This window comes from Frankia sp. CeTa3Moorea (genome assembly GCF_978021225.1).
Genome location: NZ_CDXDOR010000011.1, coordinates 33,481 through 50,563 on the forward strand (window position 1 = coordinate 33,481; position 17,083 = coordinate 50,563).

At 71.2% G+C, this 17,083-nt stretch carries 15 protein-coding genes; 6 read left to right on the top strand and 9 right to left on the bottom strand.

The features are described 5' to 3' along the window. The first annotated feature begins 49 nt into the window (after positions 1–49). Positions 50–853 (top strand): hydrogenase nickel incorporation protein HypB, encoded by an 804-nt coding sequence (hypB, locus tag AC08OV_RS03885; RefSeq protein ID WP_476619306.1) that lies wholly within the window; start codon positions 50–52, stop codon positions 851–853. Positions 854–1,130: 277 nt separating this feature from the next. Here the strand turns inward: hypB and AC08OV_RS03890 are convergent, their stop codons facing one another. Next, positions 1,131–1,352 (bottom strand): hypothetical protein, encoded by a 222-nt coding sequence (locus AC08OV_RS03890; RefSeq protein WP_462185804.1) that lies wholly within the window; start codon positions 1,350–1,352, stop codon positions 1,131–1,133. 10 nt (positions 1,353–1,362) lie between these two features. Here AC08OV_RS03890 and AC08OV_RS03895 point away from each other — a divergent pair, with 10 nt between their 5' ends. Further along, positions 1,363–1,518: a hypothetical protein gene (locus tag AC08OV_RS03895; protein ID WP_476619307.1), complete on the top strand. Its 156-nt coding sequence runs from the start codon at positions 1,363–1,365 to the stop codon at positions 1,516–1,518. Positions 1,519–1,555: 37 nt separating this feature from the next. Here AC08OV_RS03895 and AC08OV_RS03900 read toward each other — a convergent pair whose 3' ends face one another. The 5 genes from AC08OV_RS03900 to AC08OV_RS03920 all read right to left on the bottom strand — a co-directional run bounded on the left by AC08OV_RS03900 (position 1,556) and on the right by AC08OV_RS03920 (position 10,744). Next, positions 1,556–2,860 carry a TIGR02679 family protein gene (locus tag AC08OV_RS03900; RefSeq protein WP_476612554.1) on the bottom strand — a complete coding sequence of 435 codons (1,305 nt, stop codon included), beginning with the start codon at positions 2,858–2,860 and terminating at the stop codon, positions 1,556–1,558. Beyond that, on the bottom strand, positions 2,857–7,239 hold the full coding sequence (locus AC08OV_RS03905; protein WP_476612555.1) for a TIGR02680 family protein: 4,383 nt from the start codon (positions 7,237–7,239) through the stop codon (positions 2,857–2,859). Before AC08OV_RS03905 ends, AC08OV_RS03900 begins: the two co-directional genes overlap by 4 nt. Next, positions 7,236–8,504, bottom strand: coding sequence for a TIGR02678 family protein (locus tag AC08OV_RS03910; RefSeq protein WP_476612556.1), 1,269 nt, complete (start codon positions 8,502–8,504; stop codon positions 7,236–7,238). Before AC08OV_RS03910 ends, AC08OV_RS03905 begins: the two co-directional genes overlap by 4 nt. Then, positions 8,501–10,414 carry a TIGR02677 family protein gene (locus AC08OV_RS03915; RefSeq protein ID WP_476612557.1) on the bottom strand — a complete coding sequence of 638 codons (1,914 nt, stop codon included), beginning with the start codon at positions 10,412–10,414 and terminating at the stop codon, positions 8,501–8,503. The genes AC08OV_RS03910 and AC08OV_RS03915 overlap by 4 nt, the downstream gene beginning before the upstream one ends. A 108-nt stretch (positions 10,415–10,522) precedes the next feature. Next, positions 10,523–10,744 (bottom strand): type II toxin-antitoxin system prevent-host-death family antitoxin, encoded by a 222-nt coding sequence (locus tag AC08OV_RS03920; RefSeq protein WP_476612558.1) that lies wholly within the window; start codon positions 10,742–10,744, stop codon positions 10,523–10,525. On the opposite strand from AC08OV_RS03920, the gene AC08OV_RS03925 reads away from it, so the two are divergent. The 3 genes from AC08OV_RS03925 to AC08OV_RS03935 all read left to right on the top strand — a co-directional run bounded on the left by AC08OV_RS03925 (position 10,743) and on the right by AC08OV_RS03935 (position 12,687). Continuing rightward, complete coding sequence (locus tag AC08OV_RS03925; RefSeq protein ID WP_476619308.1) at positions 10,743–11,948, top strand: RNA-guided endonuclease InsQ/TnpB family protein; 1,206 nt, start codon at positions 10,743–10,745, stop codon at positions 11,946–11,948. The genes AC08OV_RS03920 and AC08OV_RS03925 overlap by 2 nt on opposite strands. 158 nt (positions 11,949–12,106) lie before the next feature. Next, on the top strand, positions 12,107–12,310 hold the full coding sequence (locus tag AC08OV_RS03930) for a ribbon-helix-helix protein, CopG family (protein ID WP_476612560.1): 204 nt from the start codon (positions 12,107–12,109) through the stop codon (positions 12,308–12,310). Further along, positions 12,307–12,687, top strand: a complete 381-nt coding sequence (locus AC08OV_RS03935; RefSeq protein ID WP_476612561.1) for a type II toxin-antitoxin system death-on-curing family toxin — start codon at positions 12,307–12,309, stop codon at positions 12,685–12,687. Before AC08OV_RS03930 ends, AC08OV_RS03935 begins: the two co-directional genes overlap by 4 nt. Before the next feature lie 296 nt (positions 12,688–12,983). On the opposite strand, the gene AC08OV_RS03940 is transcribed toward AC08OV_RS03935, so the two are convergent. Next, the gene (locus tag AC08OV_RS03940; RefSeq protein ID WP_476619309.1) at positions 12,984–13,445 is read right to left on the bottom strand and encodes a MarR family winged helix-turn-helix transcriptional regulator; all 462 of its coding nucleotides are present in this window, start codon (positions 13,443–13,445) and stop codon (positions 12,984–12,986) included. Positions 13,446–13,525: 80 nt separating this feature from the next. On the opposite strand from AC08OV_RS03940, the gene AC08OV_RS03945 reads away from it, so the two are divergent. After that, positions 13,526–14,284: an SDR family NAD(P)-dependent oxidoreductase gene (locus tag AC08OV_RS03945; protein ID WP_476612563.1), complete on the top strand. Its 759-nt coding sequence runs from the start codon at positions 13,526–13,528 to the stop codon at positions 14,282–14,284. Here AC08OV_RS03945 and pip read toward each other — a convergent pair. Beyond that, positions 14,274–15,251 (bottom strand): prolyl aminopeptidase, encoded by a 978-nt coding sequence (gene pip / locus AC08OV_RS03950; RefSeq protein ID WP_476612564.1) that lies wholly within the window; start codon positions 15,249–15,251, stop codon positions 14,274–14,276. The two genes, AC08OV_RS03945 and pip, sit on opposite strands and share 11 nt — an antisense overlap. 768 nt (positions 15,252–16,019) lie before the next feature. Next, positions 16,020–17,083 (bottom strand): FAD-binding oxidoreductase (locus tag AC08OV_RS03955; RefSeq protein WP_476619310.1); only part of this gene is annotated, 1,064 nt, incomplete at its 5' end.

Here is a 17,083-nt window from a genome sequence, read left to right on the forward strand (position 1 = left end):
CCCGGAAGGGGCGCCGCACGAGCACTCGGGTCCGCACTCACCGGCCGGGGTGTCCGTCGGGGACCATTCCGGCTATGGCACCGGGCCCGAACGGGTCGAGGTCCTCGAGCGGATCCTCGGGGAGAACGAGCGGGTCGCGCTGGCGAACCGGGCCGCCTTCGACGCCGCCGGCGTCACGGTGGTGAACCTGATGTCCGCTCCCGGCGCCGGTAAGACCACCCTGCTGGTCGAGACGCTGCGCCGTCTCGGCCCGCATCTGCGGGTCGGGATCATCGAGGGCGACATCGAGACCAGCATCGACGCCGACCGCCTCGACGGGCTCGGCGCGGCGATCGCCCTGATCAACACCGGTAACGGGTTCGGCGGGGAGTGCCACCTGGACGCGCCCATGGTCGCCTCGGCGCTGGGCCGGCTGCCCCTGCGCGACCTCGATCTCGTCGTTATCGAGAACGTCGGCAACCTGGTGTGCCCCGCCGAGTTCGAGGTCGGGGAGGATCTGCGCGCGATGGTGTTCGCCGTCACCGAGGGCGAGGAGAAGCCCCTCAAGTACCCGGTCATGTTCCGCTCGGCCGACCTGGTGCTCGTCAACAAGACGGACCTGCTTCCCCACCTCGACTTCGACCTCGAGGCGTTCCGGAAGAACCTCGCCGACGTCAACCCGGGCGTGGCCGTGCTGGAGGTCAGCGCCCGTACCGGCCAGGGGGTCGACGCCTGGTGCGCGTGGCTGCGCGCCCTACCCGGACAGCGCCCGGAGCCTACGATCGGCGGGGCCGTGCTCGATGACGACGGGGATCCAGCGCGGGCGGGCGCTCGACGACGGGCTCCTGGAAGGCGACGGTCTCGACGTCCGTGACCGCGAAATCGATGATCTCGACATCAGACGGCCCGAAGTCGGGTGCCTGGAAGAGGCGGATCGTCAGAGGCGGGGGCTCCTGCCGCGGCAGAGACCGCGGCGGCTCCGACGCGGAGAAGAGGGGGATCGAGGCGGTGGCGATGAGATGTCTCGCTTTCGGGGTGGGCTGCCGGAGTGGAACGAGGGGTAGGACGTCAGGGCGGTGACAGGCTTCCCCGCGGGACCTTCCGCCGCCTACGTGGCGTCTTCGGGTTTCGCGAATCGAAGCCTCACGGCGTCAGAGACGGGACATCTTGCTGAACGGGCTCAGAATGCGTTCCTGCTGGGAACCGAAATCGACGAGGACGGCGATTTCTTCTTCGACCCCGGTTACCTGGCCGAGGCCGTACCTGTCGTGGGTGACCCGGTCTCCTACGGCGAACCGCTTGCACGGCGGGGTGACCGGGGCCTTGAAGGGGCTGGTGGACAGACGGGGCCTGGGTACCGCTGACTTGGTCATCGCCTCCAGTATGCGCCTGCCGCACCGGGCGCCGCTGCTCGTCGTCGACGAAGACCAGGCGATCATCGCTGCTCTCACCGGCCAGGGCGCCCGGACGAGCGAGGCTGCCGACCTGCTGCCCGCGCGTGTCGCCGGGACTCTACCGGCCGCACCCTTGAGCGCCTAGCCTTCATCTACCGAGTGCTACCGAATGCTACCGAGGGTTATCGGTCGTGTGGGGCGCTGAGGTCGTCGATCAGCTCGGCGAGGACGAGTTCCTCGTCCACTCTGATTGCATGGTGCTCCAGCGCGGGGCGCAGGTCGGGGTCCCAGGCCGCGTCGACCGGCCGGCCGGCCAGCTCGCCACCGGTCACCGTGGCCAGCGCCGCCTGATAGGACCGGGCGTCGAAACGCCATGGCCGCCAGCCGATCCGTTCCCGCAGCCCATTGGCGATGCGGAGGCCGCCCCAGTCGAAGTCGCCGTGGTAGGCGAACCGCGCGCCCTGGCCGGCGAGCGCCGAGAGCAGGCCGATGACGGCGGCCGACGGCTGGCCGTTCACGCACACCAGCGGCGGGGTGCGGCCCGCCAGCTCGTCGGCGGCGCTGGCCAGCACGATCGGATTCTCACACAGGTACACCACTCCGAGGCCCACCCCGAGGTCGCCGCGGTCCTGGCCCGGGCCGACCTGGCGCAGAGTGAGCACGCAGGGCTCCCCCGCCTCACGACAGATGGCCAGGATCCGGCCGGTCGGGCTGTCCGCCCCGCCCGGCAGGCCCAGGCAGAGCACCGTGGACGACAGTTCGTCACGGTGCACCCCGGCAGCGGCCCACGCGGCGCGGCGGCCCGCGGCCGAGCCGTCACCCGCCGGGTGGGATCCGCCCAGTACCCGGGCCGCCGCCAAGGCCAGCGTCGCCAGCGGCCGGCCGTCGTCGAGCGCGTGCGCGTCGCCGGTGCTGGTGGCGGCCAGCCGGCCCAGCGCCACGCCGGGTGAGGGCAACGCGTCGAGCACCCGGACCAGGTCGGCGACCAGCGGCACCGCCGCGTCCGGGGTGCCAGCCAGCCGGCGCAGCAGGCCGGTGCTGTCCAGCCAGGACCGCCAGGGGGTGAGTTCGGGGCGCCGGGCGAGGAGGTCGTCCAGGGGCTGGTGCGCCTGCGCCCAGGCCCGTGACTGCGCCGTGGCCAGCTCCGCCCGCTCCGTGACATCCCCGGTGAGCTGGCGGACGGCGGCGGCGAGTCCGCCCGGCGCGGCGCCGCTGGACCGCAGCACCGCGTCGACCTCGTCCAACGACACGGACAGCGAAGCGCCGGCGCCGGCCCGGCGGCCCAGCAGCCGCTCGACCCCCCGCCGCTGGTCCGCGCTGGCCCGGCCGAGGGTGACTGTCCCGGTGAGCGGCCGGCCCAGCTCGATCCTGCGCCGCACCCGGTCGAGCAGCCACGCCGTGTGCTCACCGCCCAGCAGACGGCGCAGCCGTTCCACATCGCGGGCGGCTCCCGTATCGCGGGCGGCCCCGGTCGACGACGCGCTCACTCGAACGGCAGGGGCTCGGTGTCGCCGCCCTGCGCCGGACGGAGCGGCTGGGGCTGGTCGAGTAGCTCGGGCTGGTCGGGCCGCTCGGGCTGGTCGGGCTGGTCGGGCCGGTCGGGCTGGTCGGGCCGCTCGGGCTGGTAGGGCACCGGCCGGTCGACGCGGGTGCGCTCGTGCCCGTCCCACCGCCACGGCGTGACGAGCACGGCGTCGATGCCGTCCCGGCGGGACAGCTGCGCGATCGCCAGGCCGGGGACCTGCGGGTAGCAGCCCCACTCGCGCTCGCTGGTCATCACCACATCGAGGTCGAACGCGGCGAGCAGGCCCAGGCACTTGGCCCGCGAGTCGTCGTCCACCCCGGCGAACGCCTCGTCCAGGGCGACCAAGCGGGGTGCATGCCGGTTGCCGGAGGAGTCGTAGAACGACGAGGCGGCTGCGAACAGCGGCACCGACGCCGCGAGCACCCGCTCACCACCGGATGCCGGACCGCTCGCCGGCCGCCACTGACCGTCCTGGAATCGCTGCACAGCGAACTCGTGCCAGCCGCGGTAGTCCAGGGCACGGGTCAACTGCTCGGCCCATCCGCCGGTGGTGTCCGCGCTGTGCTCCCGGTTGATCTGCTCCTGGAGGAACGCGCCGACGGCGGTCCGCTCGGCGGGGCTCCAGGCGTCGGCCGTCTGCCGCAGCAGCCGGTCGCGCACCGTGCCGAGCCCCTCGGGGGCGCTGCGGGCGACCCGCCACTGCAACCGCAGCCGCATGCCGGTCGACGTGGGCCGTTGTGCGAGGTCCGTGTTGATCCGGCGGACCTGGCTCTCGGCGTCGCTGATCAGTTCCTGCAGGGCGCCGGCCACCTCGTTCACGAGGTGGTTCTCCAGGATCTCGCGTTCCTTCGCGGACAGCAGCATCGCCCGCTGTCCGGTCTCCGCCTCCAGCGCGGCGACCAGGGCCGGGATGTCCTGCTTGCGGCCCTGGAACAGGACGTCGACCACGATCACGCCGTCGGAGACGATCATCCCGACCGAGTGGCCGTGCCGGGACAGCGCGTCGGTGAGAACCTTGTGCTCGGCCGACACCCGCTGCTGCGCCAGCTCCCACCGGCGGTCGGTGTCGTCGACGTCGTCGAGGGCGGCGTTGACCGCCCGGGCGAGCGTGATCGCAGGGTACGGCGCCCAGCCGGCAGCCGGGTCCGGGATCTCCAGGCCCGGGACGGCGACCGCGAGCAGGCCGGTGGCCGCGAACGCCCGGAGCTTCACGACAGCCGCCTCGCGTTCGGCCGCGGCGGTGGTGATCGCCTCCCGCAACGTCTCACGCCGGCCGTGAGCCCGGCCCCGGGCGTCGAGCGCATCCCGTTCGGCGGCCCGCGCCTGCTTCTCCCGCTGCCCGCACCGGTCGAGTTCGGTGTCGACGGCGGCCAGTTTGCGGAACAGTTCGTCGACGGCGGCGCCGGCCGTCTCGACCAGGACCCGGTGACGCTCGGCGGCCGCGTCGGCCTGCGTCTGCGCCTCGGCGACCGCCTCGGCCGCCTGTTCCTGGCGTTCCAGCGCGAGGGTGAGTTCGTGTTCCGCCTCGGTCGCCGCGCGGCGGGACCGGTCCAGCGACTCCGCCGCCGGCCACAGCGCGGCCAGCTCCGCCCGGTAGTCACCCAGGGCGTCCCGGACGCCGGCCAGCGCGGCCGGCTCCGCGGGCAGGCGCACGTCGCCGGCGAACTCCTCGGCCGCCGCCCGTGCCTCACCCGCGGCCTGCTGCCGGCGGGCCGCGACAGCTGCCGCCTCCTGGTGCTGGGCGTCGATCCGCCGCTTGGCCTTGTGCTCCGTGGCCAGCTGCGCGTGCGCCTCGCGCAGGTCGCCGTCGGAGGGCCGGGCCCCGTGCTCGGCGGCCAGCGAGAGCTGCCGGCCGGCCAGCTCCGCGGCGGCCGCGGCCAGTTCGTCGAGCCGTAGCTCGATCCGGGCCGCCTCGGCGCGCAGGTGGTCGAGCCGGGCCCGCCTGGCCGCCTCGCGGGCGCCCTCACCGATGTAGCCGGCGGTTTCCTTGCGCCACCCGCCGGTCAGGACCCCGTTACCGAACCGGCCGTCCACGGTGACCCAGGTCCCGATGTCCCAGGTCCCGATGCCCGAGGTCCCGATGCCCGAGGTCCCGTTGGCCGCCGGCCCGTGGGCCAAGGAGCCGCCGGCCGGGCCGGGCCCACCGCGCAGGCCGATCGTCGCGAGGACGGCGGCGACCGCGGTGTCGCTCAGCCGGCCCGCGCGTGCGTCGTCGCGGTCGATCGCCGGCGTGAGCACCGCAGCCAGCCCACCCCCCGGCGCCGGCCGCCCGGGCGTGACCAGAACGTCGTCGCTGACGGGGTCGTGCAGCCGCCCGTCCGGGCCGACCCAGGCGTCGAGGATCCCGGCGGCCTCCAGCGCCGCCTCGATTCCGGCCCGGTGCTCGTCGGGCACGCCGTCGACGAAGTCGACGACTTTCCACAGCGGGGCGCCGTCCCGGCCGTCCCGCCCGTGCTCGTCGCGGGTGTGCGGGGCCGGCGGCGAGTCGTGGCCACCGGCCGCCAGCCGCTCGATCTCCTCGGCGAGCCGTTCGAGTTCCCGCCGGGCGGCCGTCTGCTCGCCGTCGAGGACGGCCTGCCGGCGGCCGAGACCGGCGGTGGCCAGCCGCGCCGCCTCGTCCACCGCGGTGGCGACCGGGTTGGGCCCGTCGAGCGTGTCCACCCAGCCGGCCAGGGCCGCCAGCGCGGCGTCCGGGTCGGCCGGCCGCAGGTACGCGCAGCCGGCCAGGTAGGCCGTGCAGGCCGAGACGAGGTCCGCCCCGCGCTGGGCGGTCAGGTCCTCGGCCGCCGCGATCCGCTCGGCGGCGGCCTGCTGCTCGGCAGTGATCCGGTCCAGGTCGTCCCGGGCTGCGCGCAGCGCCACGCCGGCGTCGGCCGCCGCGCGCAGCAACCCGTCGAGGCGGTTCACGGCGGCGCCCTGCTGCCCGACCAGGGCCTCGGCGGATCGCCGGGCGTCGCGGTACGGCGGTTCCCCGCCGTCCAGCTCGGTGAGCACCGCGGCGTGCCGGCCGGTGACCAGGGCGGCCTCGGCCGCCAGCCCGGCGGCCCGGACCGCGGCCTCGAAGCCCGCCGCGTCGGCCTGGACCGTGCGTTCCGCCCCCGTGAGCCGGCTCTTCCGGTCGCCGGCGGCCTCGGCCGCGGCCTGGCTGTCCCGGTCCCGCTGGGCGGCGAACCGGGCGAGCCGCCCGGCATCCTCCTCGGCGCCCCGCAGCGCCGCCGCGTCGCGCATCTCCGGGCTGTCCCGCAGCGCGTCCCGCCGGGCGGTCAGTGTGGCCTTCGCCTCCTCCACCTCGGTGAGCGCCTGCTGCGCGGCCGTCAGGGCCTCGACCGCCGCCTGATGCGCGGCGTCGGCCTCGGCGAGATCCCGCCCGTGCTGCTCGTAGCGGCTGTGCGCCTGTCGCGGCGGCGCGGCGTACCGTTTCGCGGCCACCCGGGCGTACCGGCGGTAGTGGGTCAGGAACGCCTGCGCCGCCGTTTCCGCCTCGGCGAGGGCGCGCAGCGTCTCCCGTTCCTCGTCCAGGCCCCGGAACGCCTCGGCCACGGTGACCACGAGCGCGGGGTCCAGCGGCGGCAACGCCTCGGTGAGTGCCCGGGAGAGCAGCTTCTCGTCGGGCTTCTTGGACAGCTGCGGCTGACGTAGCTGGATCAGGAGGTTGACCAGGGCCTCGTACCGGTGCCCGCCGAGACCGAACAGCGCTTCGTCCACGGCACGGCGGTAGTCCGACGCGGTGTCATACACCGCGCCGTGGCCGTCGACGGCGTCTTTCAGTTTGTCCCTGGTCAGCGGCACCCGGGTCGGGCCGACCAGGGACAGCTGCGGACCGATCCGCTGGCGGGTCACGAAGAACCAGTGCCGGACGATGCCGCGCCCGCTGACCGCCTTCAGGCCGGCCCCGATCGTGCGGTACTCGGGGACGCCGTCACCGCCCAGCCGGCCGAACTCCAGCCAGGTGTAGCCGAGCCGCTCGGGATGCGGGTGCCGGCCGCCCAGCAGCAGGTTCCATTCCATCCGCTTGTTGCGGTCACCGTCCGGTTCGACCCGGTGCGCGGCCAGCTCGCCGTCCAGCAGGAACGGCAGCGTCAGCGCCAGGACCTTCGACTTGCCGGTACCGTTGTTGCCGCGCAGCAGCAGCCGCCCGTCGTGGAAGTGGAACTCTTCCACGTCGTAGTAGAAGAGATCGACGAGGCCGGCGCGCAGCGGCTGCCAGCGGTCCTCCCGGGCCGGAACGGGAATCGCGGTCGATGCCGGGGACGGTGTCGGTGTCGGTGTCGTGGGCGATGCCGATGCCGATGTAGTGGACGCGCGGGTCGGTGCCGCGGGCACGCGGGGCGAGGTGCTCATCGGCGGCTCGTCTTCTTCCTTCTGACCGGACCGCTTCTGACCGGGTCGGCGCCGCCCGCCCGGCTGTCGTGGATCGTCGGCGCCTCGACGGCGTAGCGCGCGATCGCGGGCCGGGCGAGCACCGCCGGTGGTTCGCCGGCCTGGCCCGGCACGTCCGTGACCAGCCGCAGCGCGCGCAGCTTGTCCAGCGCCATGGCGAGCAGCTCGGCGTCGGCACCCGGTTCGGTGACGCCCCGCCGCCAGTAGGTGGAATGCTCGGCCGCCATCTTCCGAACGTAGCCACGCAGCCGGCCGACCGGCACCGGCCCCGCGGAATCTGGCTGGGCGGCGAGATACTCGGCGACCAGCAGGGTCACGTGGCCGTCGGTGCGCTGTTCCGGCATCCGTACGTCGGTGAGCTCGTCGTCGGGGTCGACCATCGCGATCCCTTCCGCGCGCATCTCGGCGATCAGACCGGTGGCGTCCTCGATCCGTCTGGTGATCGCCCGGCGCTGGCTGATCAGGTAGGCGCGCTCGTCCTCGGCGAGCTCGTCGTAATAGACGACGGGATCATCGAGCAGCCGGCGGGTCAACCGGTGGCGAAGCGACCGGTTGCGCAGGTCGTCGGTGTCGGGGACGGGCTCGTGGGTCAGCTCGGCGAGCCGCGCCCCGATGTCGTCGGCGTCGATGGTCGACGGGCCGCGGGTACCGGTCAGCAGCGACGCGAGCACCCTGCGGCGTACGTCGTACAACGCGTCGCCGCTGTCGCGCAGATAGGCGTCCTCCTCGCCGGCGACCCGATCCAGCACGCCGAGCGCGAGCAGCAGCCGGACCACCGCCACGAGGTCGGAACGTTCGTCCCGGCGGCTGAGGGTGAAGGTGACCCCGGTGCGGGCCAGTTCCGGGTCGCTCGCCGCGACCAGCACCCCTTCGGCCAGCCGGCCAAGGGTGATCTGGGTATCCGCCGCCTCCAGCACCGACAGCGCGAGGCACAGCAGGACGTAGCGGCGCCGCCCGAACGGCGCTCGGCCCTTCCCCTCCCGCGCCGGGTGAGTGTCGTCCTGGATGGTCGCCGCCGTCTTGAACAGCCGTGCCGACTCGGCGTCGACGACCAGCCGCCAGCCGGTTTCGGCGGCGAGCCACTCGCGCAGCTCGGAGGCGTGCCGGCGGACCAGCCGCAGGACCTCGTCGTCCGCGCCGGCGGTGCGTAGCGGCCCGGCCAGCAGCGCGCGCAGGGCCCTGCGCCGCGCGGCCCGGTTCTCCTCGGCGACCGAGTCCGCCGTCATCCGGACACCCGTCCGGTCTCCAGCAGCTCGAGCCGGTCCGGCCCACCGGCGAGTACGACCGGATCGAGGTCGTCCATCCGGCCATTCAGATCGTTTTGCCGGTTTCGGTCATTCCTGTCGTTCGAGTCGCTCCAGTTATTCAGGCCATTCAGGCCATTCAGGTCGTTCCAGGCCGCCGGACGCGATGCCGCACCGGCCAGGTCGACGATCTCGACGGTGTGTTCCGGGCCGTCCAGGACGCCATCCTCGGTCTCGATCCGCGCCACCCCCCCGCCGGGGACGAGGGTGAGCCGGATCAGGACCGTGCCGTCGCTGGACGTGGTCTCCACCTCGGTATCGCCCGGCAGCCTGGCGGCGAGCGCGTCCCCGAGCAGGCCGAGGAACAGCCGGAACGCCTGCCGGTCCAGGACGCCGAGCTGGGACAGCAGCACCGGCCCGTCGGTGGCGAGCCGGGCCCGAGCGGACGCGGCCTGCTCCGCCTCCCGCGCGGCCTGCTCGGCGAGCAGCCGCCGCTGCCGCGCGCGGTCCGTGACCCGGTTCGGCGTTCCGCGCCGCTCGTAGGAACCGGTCCGGCGCAGCTGCGGGCTGATCCGCATCGGCGGCGCCTCCTGCCACGGCGTGTTCGGTGTCGGCTCGTCCTCCTGCCAGGCGGCGACGGTCTCCTGGCTGACGGTGAGATGCCGGGCCGAGGCCAGGCCGAAGGCGGCCCGCCACAGCCGGTGGGCCGCCGCGTCGTCAGGCGCCTCGGCAAACCAGCGGGCGAGCGTGCGGAAGTCCGCCGACCGGTCCGAACGGCCGGTACGGCGCTCGTTGAGTGCGGCGACGGTGTCGATGAGCTGGGTGATCGCGGTGATCGCCGCGCCCCGCAACAACCGTGCCTGGGAGGGACGACGTGAATCCGCCGACACGAACCAGTCGTGCAGGCCGCGCCAGCGGTTGCGCCAGCCGTCCAGGGCCGCGGCGACCGCGGCGTCGTAGGCGGTCCGAATCCGCTCGGCGTCGGTTCGCCCGGCTCCGGTCCGCTTGGTGCTGGCCCGTTCGGCGCCGGCCCGGCGGCGGTCGGACGGGCCCTCGTCGGGTACCTCGGTCACGTCGGATAGCCCGGAATTGGATGCCTCGGAGTCGGATACCTCGGGCACGTCAGGCACGTCAGGCACGGCGTCGGTCGCCTCCCGACGGGCCGCGAGCAGCAGCAGGCGTTCGACGCCGGCCCCCTCGACCTGACCCAGCAGGGTGGCGATCTCCGCGCCCCGGTTCGCCAGCTCGGCGATGAACCGGTTGATGTAGTCGATGAGCCGTTGCTTGTAGGCGAGGAACGCGTCCACGTCACCGTCCGAGAAGTCGATCACTCGGCGGAGGGACGTCATGAACGCCTGAGCGTTGTCGGCCAGTCCGGTGAACCGCTCCGCCAGCCCCAGCAGCAGCAGGTGTACCTTCGCCGGGTCGAGATCGGCGGCGTCGCCGGCCGTCATCTCCACCAGGGCGCGCAGCTGGGCGGCGATGTCCTCCAGCGCCACCGACTGCAGGGCACCCCGGCGGCCGATCGCCACCTCGTAGACGGCGATCGCCTCCTCGGCCGCCTGCCCGGCCGGGGTCAGCTGGTACAGGTAGCGCGCCCGGTGGAAGTCCGCCACCGTGGTCACCCGGCCGGTGTCCGGGTCGGCCCGCAGGTTGCCCCACTCAACGAGCTTGTCCAGCGCGGCGACGATCGACTCGGTCTGCCCCGGCCGCCCCAGGTCCGCGAGCACGTCCTCGGGGCGCATATGGACGATGAACCGGTCCCGCGCCCGCGCGAACGTCGTCAGCACCTCCCGGTAGACGTCCGCGTTGGGGGCGCTCAGATGTGCGAACGGCTGCCGGGGCGGCGCATCACCGCCGGCTGCCGGCCCGGTCTGTCCGTCGCTCGTCACACCGCCCAGTATCGCCCACCATGCTACCAAGATGCGGCTCAGGGTTCCGGCCTTCAGGCCGGGGGTGAAGAGCCGTGCGGGAAGGCCGCTTCGCGGCCTGAGCGTGCTCTAGACCGGACGGTCCCGCTCGGCGTTCTCGGCGATAGGGAGCGGTACGACTGCGGCGACACGGCGACCTCGGCTAGTGATGTACGTGATCCGGCCGCGCGCCGAAGCGGCGTTGAGCACATCGGCGAACTGGCGGCGAGCGTCGGCAGCAGAGAGTTCCGCGGATTCCTCAGCCATACACTCAATGTACTCCCATGCACGTTCACGTACACTGATGTGCATGCAGCTTCGGTACAGCTTCCGCTTGTACCCGAGCGCCGGTCAGCGCGAGTCGCTGGCGCGGGCGTTCGGGTGCGCGCGGGTGGTGTACAACGACGGCCTGCGCGCCCGGGAGACCGCCCGCACGGCGGGGTTGCCGTTCCCGAAGACCGGGGACCTGTCCAAGCTGCTGATCACCGAGGCGAAGAAGACCCCGCAACGGGCGTGGCTCGCCGACGTGTCTGCTGTGATCCTTCAGCAGTCCCTACGGGATCTGGACACGGCCTACCGGAACTTCTTCGACGGGCTGAAAGGGAAACGCCCCCGGATGGGTGCGCCCCAGTACAAGTCGAAGCGGGACACTCGACAGTCGGTCCGGTTCACCGCGAACGCCCGCTGGTCGCTCACCCCCGGCGGGAAACTACGGCTCCCGAAGATCGGGGATGTCGACGTGCGCTGGTCACGCCGGCTGCCGTCCACCCCGTCCACCGTGACGGTGATCAAGGACGGTGCGGGCCGGTACTTCGCGAGCTTCGTCGTGGAGACCGGACTGGAGGAACCGCACCCGCCGACCACGTCCGAGATCGGCATCGACCTCGGGCTGACGCATTTCGCGGTCCTCTCGGACGGCACGAAGGTCACGTCGCCGAAGTTCCTGCGCCGGGCCGAGAAGCGGCTCAAAAGAGCGCAGCGGAACCTGTCCCGCAAGAAGAAGGGCTCCCGCAACCGGGAGAAGGCCCGGGTCAAGGTCGCCCGTGCCCACGCCCGTGTGGCCGACGCGCGGCGCGAGTTCCACCACCAGCTTTCCACGAAGGTGATCCGCGCGAACCAAGCGGTTGCCGTGGAGGACCTGGCGGTCAAGGGTCTCGCCCGTACCCGGCTGGCGAAGTCGGTGCACGACGCTGGATGGTCGGCGTTCGTCGGCATGCTGGAGTACAAGGCCGCCCGGTACGGCCGGCGGTTCGCCCGGATCGGCCGGTTCGAGCCAACGTCGCAGGTCTGTTCGGTCTGCGGGGTGAAGGACGGCCCGAAGCCGCTGCACGTCCGCGAATGGACGTGCAGGGCCTGCGGGTCGGTGCTGGACAGGGATGTGAATGCGGCGGTCAACGTCGCACTGGCCGCCGGACTGGCGGTGTCAGCCCGTGGAGCGCGGGTAAGACCGGCATCCGTGCCGGCACCGCGCGGCGAAGCGGGAACCCACCCGAAGCCCACGCCCACAGCGGCGTAGCAGGCGGGAATCTCCGCCCTTCAAGGCGGAGAGGATGTCAACAGTGACACTACTGACGCGCGTCTGTCTGTACCTGCTGCGGGGGTGATGTTGCTGGCTGTCGGACGGCGCTTGACGATTGCGACGGTGGCGGTATCGCTGATGATACCATTCTGGGCATGGCTATGACATTGCGCTTGACGGACGCCGAGACGGACGCGTTGCGGCGCCGCTCCGAGCTGGAGCAGCGGTCGATGCAGGAGGTCGCCCGGCAGGCGATCCGGGAGTACATCGAGGCGCACAGCCGTGCGGAGCTGCTGGACCGGGTGTTGGACGAGGAGCTTCCGCGGTACGCCGAGGCGCTCCGCCGGCTCGGCGAATGATCTATCTGACGCTGCCCGAGCTGCTTCACGTCGCCGAACGGACGCTCGGAGCCGAGCCCCAGGTCCGAGATTATGGCCTGCTCGAATCCGCGCTGGCCCGACCGCGGGCGACCGTCTTCGGTCACGACGCGTACCCCACCCTCGACGGCAAGGCCGCTGCGCTGCTGCACTCTCTCGCCCGTAACCATGCGCTCGTCGACGGGAACAAACGCCTCGCTCTCGCCGCGCTCATCGTCTTCTATGGTCTTAACGGTCGCCGTCTGACGCTGACCAACGAGGGCGCCTACGACCTGGTGATCAGCGTCGCGGCGGGGGCGTGCGATTCTGTCGAGGAGATCACCAGGATTCTCGCGGAGGCGAGCGAACCCGGTCGATGAGAGTCGCCTCGTGGCAGCCGTTCAATGCGTCATGACCATGACGGCAGATGCGTCACGATCAAGCCGGCAGATGCGTCACGCGACCAAGAAAATATATGCTGTGAGCTGCGTCGATACCGCTATAATGATCGAACTCTGAAGTGGTGAGACCGGACAGGCGGGGGTGGTCGTGGAGCCGCGCCAGCTGAGCCTTGAGCTCTTGTCGAGATCCGCGTCGGTCCCGCGATTGGCTTGATCTTCAGGCGTGATGGACCGGGGGACCGCGGATGTTCGGCCATCACGCCATTGGCGCGGTCTCACTCCTCGACCAGGGCGTCGTCTCCCATCACGCCGCGCAGGCTGACGATGGCCTGCTCGAGCGCGTCGATCGTGATCTCGCGGTCGGGCGCGCTCACTTCTCCCATGGCCTCCTCGGCGAGTTCTGACCAGGCCTGCTCAATGGCGGGTACCAGCGCCTGGCCCGCATCCGTCACCACGATGCGCACCTGGCGGCGGTCGGTGGCGACCGGCTCGCGCCGGAAGTACCCGGTCTTCTCGAGTCGCGCAAGGCTGCGGGTCGCGGTTGGCGGCTCGACGCCGAGCCGGGCCGCCAGCTCCGAAATCGTCATCCCGCCGCGATCTTGGGCCAGGTGCCACAGCAGCACGTCCTGGCCGGGGTGGAGCCCGAGCGCGGCGAATCGGCGCGCCCTCGCGGCGCGGTAGAGCTTGCCCATCTTGGTCAGCGCCCGATTGAGGCGCATGGCTTCGCCTGCGTCCACGCTGGCCATCGTATATTTACATAGTCGGCTAACATATAGCTGGCTAACAGGTGTTCGGCTAATCGTTTAGGAGGATGATCATGGATCTTGGGTTCGAGGGTCGGATCGTGTTGGTCACGGGGGCGTCAGGTGCGATCGGCGCCGCGGTCGCCAGGTTGTTCGCGCATGAGGGTGCCTACGTCGGCGTGGGCTGGCATCACAACGAAGAGGGTGCCCGGCGCCTCGTCGACGCGATCGTCCGTACGGGCGGGAAGGGGGTGGCGGTGCGGCTGGACCAGCGGGACCACGGCTCGGTCGAGGCCGCGGTGGGTGAGGTGCGGACCACGCTCGGGGAGATCATGGTCCTGGTCGCGAACGCGGTCGCATGGCCGACGGGGCCGACCGAGACGTGGGAGAGCCTCACCGACAGCCTCACCGCAAACGTCACCGGGACGATGGCAGTGGTCGGCGCCGTGCTGCCCGGCATGAGGAACGCCGGGTGGGGCCGGCTGGTGCTGGTGTCCTCGGACCTCGTCGAGCAGCCGCTGCCTGCGGCGGTCTCCTACCCCGCGGCGAAGGGAGCGCTCGAGACCGCGGCCCGGGTGCTCGCGGCGCGAGAGGCGCGGTACGGCATCCTCACGAACGTCGTACGGCCCGGCTTCACCCTGACCGATCGGGCGCTGAGTGCACCGTGGCTCGGCCAGAAGGCCGTGGATGCTGAGGCAGCGAAGACGCCGACCGGCCGCATCTGCACGCCCGAGGACGTCGCCTCCGCCGTCGCCTACCTTGGGTCGGCCGCCAACAGTCACATCAACGGCGAGGTGCTGTCGGTGACGGGTGGACGGCACCTTACCCGTTAGGACCCCGCGCGTTCTTGCCGAACCGCTCAGCCGCCTCCAAGATCGCATCTTGCATTGCGGAACTGCCGGTATGGCCTGAGCCGTCGATTACCTTCAGCTCCGCGCCCGGCCATGCCTTGGCGAGCTCCCAGGCGGTCTTGAGCGGGCTGCTCAGGTCGAGTCGGCCGTGAATCAGCACCCCTGGGATCCCGGCGAGCCGGTGTATGTCGCGCAGCAGCTGGCCGTCCTCAAGCCAGGCGTCATGCGCGAAGTAGTGCACGCAGATCCGGACGAAGGCCATCATCGCGTCGTCGGCTTTGGCACTGTACTGGCCCGGCGTGCCGAGCGTTTCGTGGGCGATGACGGCGTCTTCCCAAGCGCACCAGGCCCGCGCTGCCTTGACCCGGACTGCCTCGTCCGGGCTGGTGAGCAGCCGGTTGTAGGCGGCTACAAGATTGCCATCCCGGTCGTCTGCCGGCAGCCCGTCGCGGAATGCCTCCCAGGGGGCTGGTAGCAGGCGGCCGACGCCGCGGTAGAGCCAGTCGATCTCTTCGGGCCGGGTCATGGTGACTCCGACGATGATGATCTCGGAGACTCGTTCGGGGTGGCGCTCGGCATAGGTGAGGATCAGTGTCGAGCCCCACGAGCCGCCGTAGAGGAGCCACCGGTCGATGCCCAGGTGCTCGCGTAGCCGTTCCATGTCGGCGATGAGGTGCTCGGTGGTGTTGTGCTCCAGGCTGACGGTCGGGTCGGAGGCGTGCGGCCGGCTTTCACCGCAGCCGCGCTGGTCGAACAGGACGATCCGGTAGACCTCGGGGTCGAACATTCGGCGGCTGCCGCGGCGCCCGCCGCTGCCGGGGCCACCGTGCACCCACAATGCCGGCTTCCCGGCTGGGTTGCCGCTGGTCTCCCAGTAGATCTGGTTGCCCTCGCCGACCTCGAGGAGGCCGTGCGCATACGGGTCGATGGGTGGGAACGACTGCCGCATCTGCTGCCCTTCGGAAGGGAAGACGGGAACCTGCGAGATCGTCGGTGGCTGAAGCGACTACCGTCCTGGCCGGCCAGCCTTCGCCGGATCCTCACCTGCCTGATCCCGTTCCGCCTCCTGCAGCAGGTCTGGCAGGCCTGGACCACCACCCCGATGCCTCACCTACTCCGCGAACTGATCGACATGCTCGCCGCCGGACACCGGCGCTGTCTCTACCTACCCAGTAGATCACAAACTATGAACTATCGATCACAATAAATCGCCGTCGGTTACGTCGGAGATTACTGCGATTCACGTCATTGGTGAAATGATTAGAGCCCGGCGGCGAGGGTATCTCTGGCTCGCAATCCAGTGGGGAACTTCCCCGAGGAGATGGCGGTGCGACACTGGAGGGGGCGGAAATGGCGCTCAGGAAAAGCCCGAAGTATTTTCTGATGATTGTGATCGTTGCGCTCGGGACAATTTTGTCTGCGGCTCCCTCGATGGCTTCTCCGCCGAGAAGCTCGCCCGGTGCGGCCCAGCGCAGTGATGTACATTGTTATTGGCGCCATATAAGCGGTCACTGGGTCTGGAAGAATGGACACCGGACCTGGATTCCTCCGCACACGGTCAGGGTCTGTCGCTGAGATTCAAATCAAACAGACATCGATCGCAAGAATCCTTGGCGGTCGGTGAGGAGATCTTTTAGAGATGAGTATTCCGTCCTCGTGCGCTCGCGCGGGGACGGAACGCCAAGCCTCGGATGCCCGTTACAACCCCAGCGCCGGATCAGCTTTCGGCGGGGGGGATGTTGGGGTTGAGCCGGAATCGGTTCTCCGGGTCATAGGTGCGCTTCACTCGCCGCAGCCGCTCGACGTTGCGCCCCCAGGCCCGTGCCCGGTCGGCGTCGTCGAGATCCGCGTCGCCGCCGAAGTTGAGGTAAGTGCCCGATGCGGACCGAAGCCTGACGGCCTCGCCGTAGGCATTGCGCACCCAGCGGATGTTTGCGTCGTCTTCGGCGGGGTCCAGCCAGTTTCCGTCGATGCTCAGCAGGTACCGAGCGCTGCGGTCACCGAACGCGGTTTCGGTTGTCCCTACACGTGACATGGCGCCTCCCAGGAGAGGCAGGTGCACCATCGTCGTCGGGTGCGGGCGGTCGTGGCTGATGCGCGCCACGAACGTGGTCGCGTCCTCATCGAGTCTGTCCAGGTAGACGGACTTCCAGTAGCTCTGGAGTCCGCCCTTGGGGAAGAAGGGATCGAGGGAGGATTGCGCTGTCCGGTACGACAGGGCCTGGCTCATGTCGGCAAGCGGCGTGCCAAACTCGGAAAGCGCCCGGCACGCTCGCTGACCCTCGTCCGGGGCGCCGGCATACAGGGCGGCCGTGATGAGCACGTCGCGGTTGTGCACGGCGGGCGGGAGCGTCGGTGCATCCGGCAGCGACCACAGGAGGGCACGGCTGGTGACCTCGTCAGGGACGGTGGACGTCCAGTCCTGCCAGCGGGGAAGCACCTCGGTAACGGCGTCGATCGGGTGGACGATCATGCTGTTCCAGACCATCGGGCCCAACGGATAGGCCTCGAACTCGAAGGACACCACCACACCGAAGTTGCCGCCCCCGCCACGCAACGCCCAGAACAGGTCCTCATGTTCGGTCCCGTCGCACCGTATGATCTTGCCGCTGGCTGTCACGACCTCGGCGGCGCGCAGCGCATCACAGGCCAGACCGTATTTGCGGTGGAGCCAGCCGATTCCGCCACCGAGTGTCAGACCCGCGACGCCCGTGGTTGACACGACCCCGCCAGGTACCGCGAGCCCATACAGCTGCGTCTCACGGTCGACGTCGCCCCAGG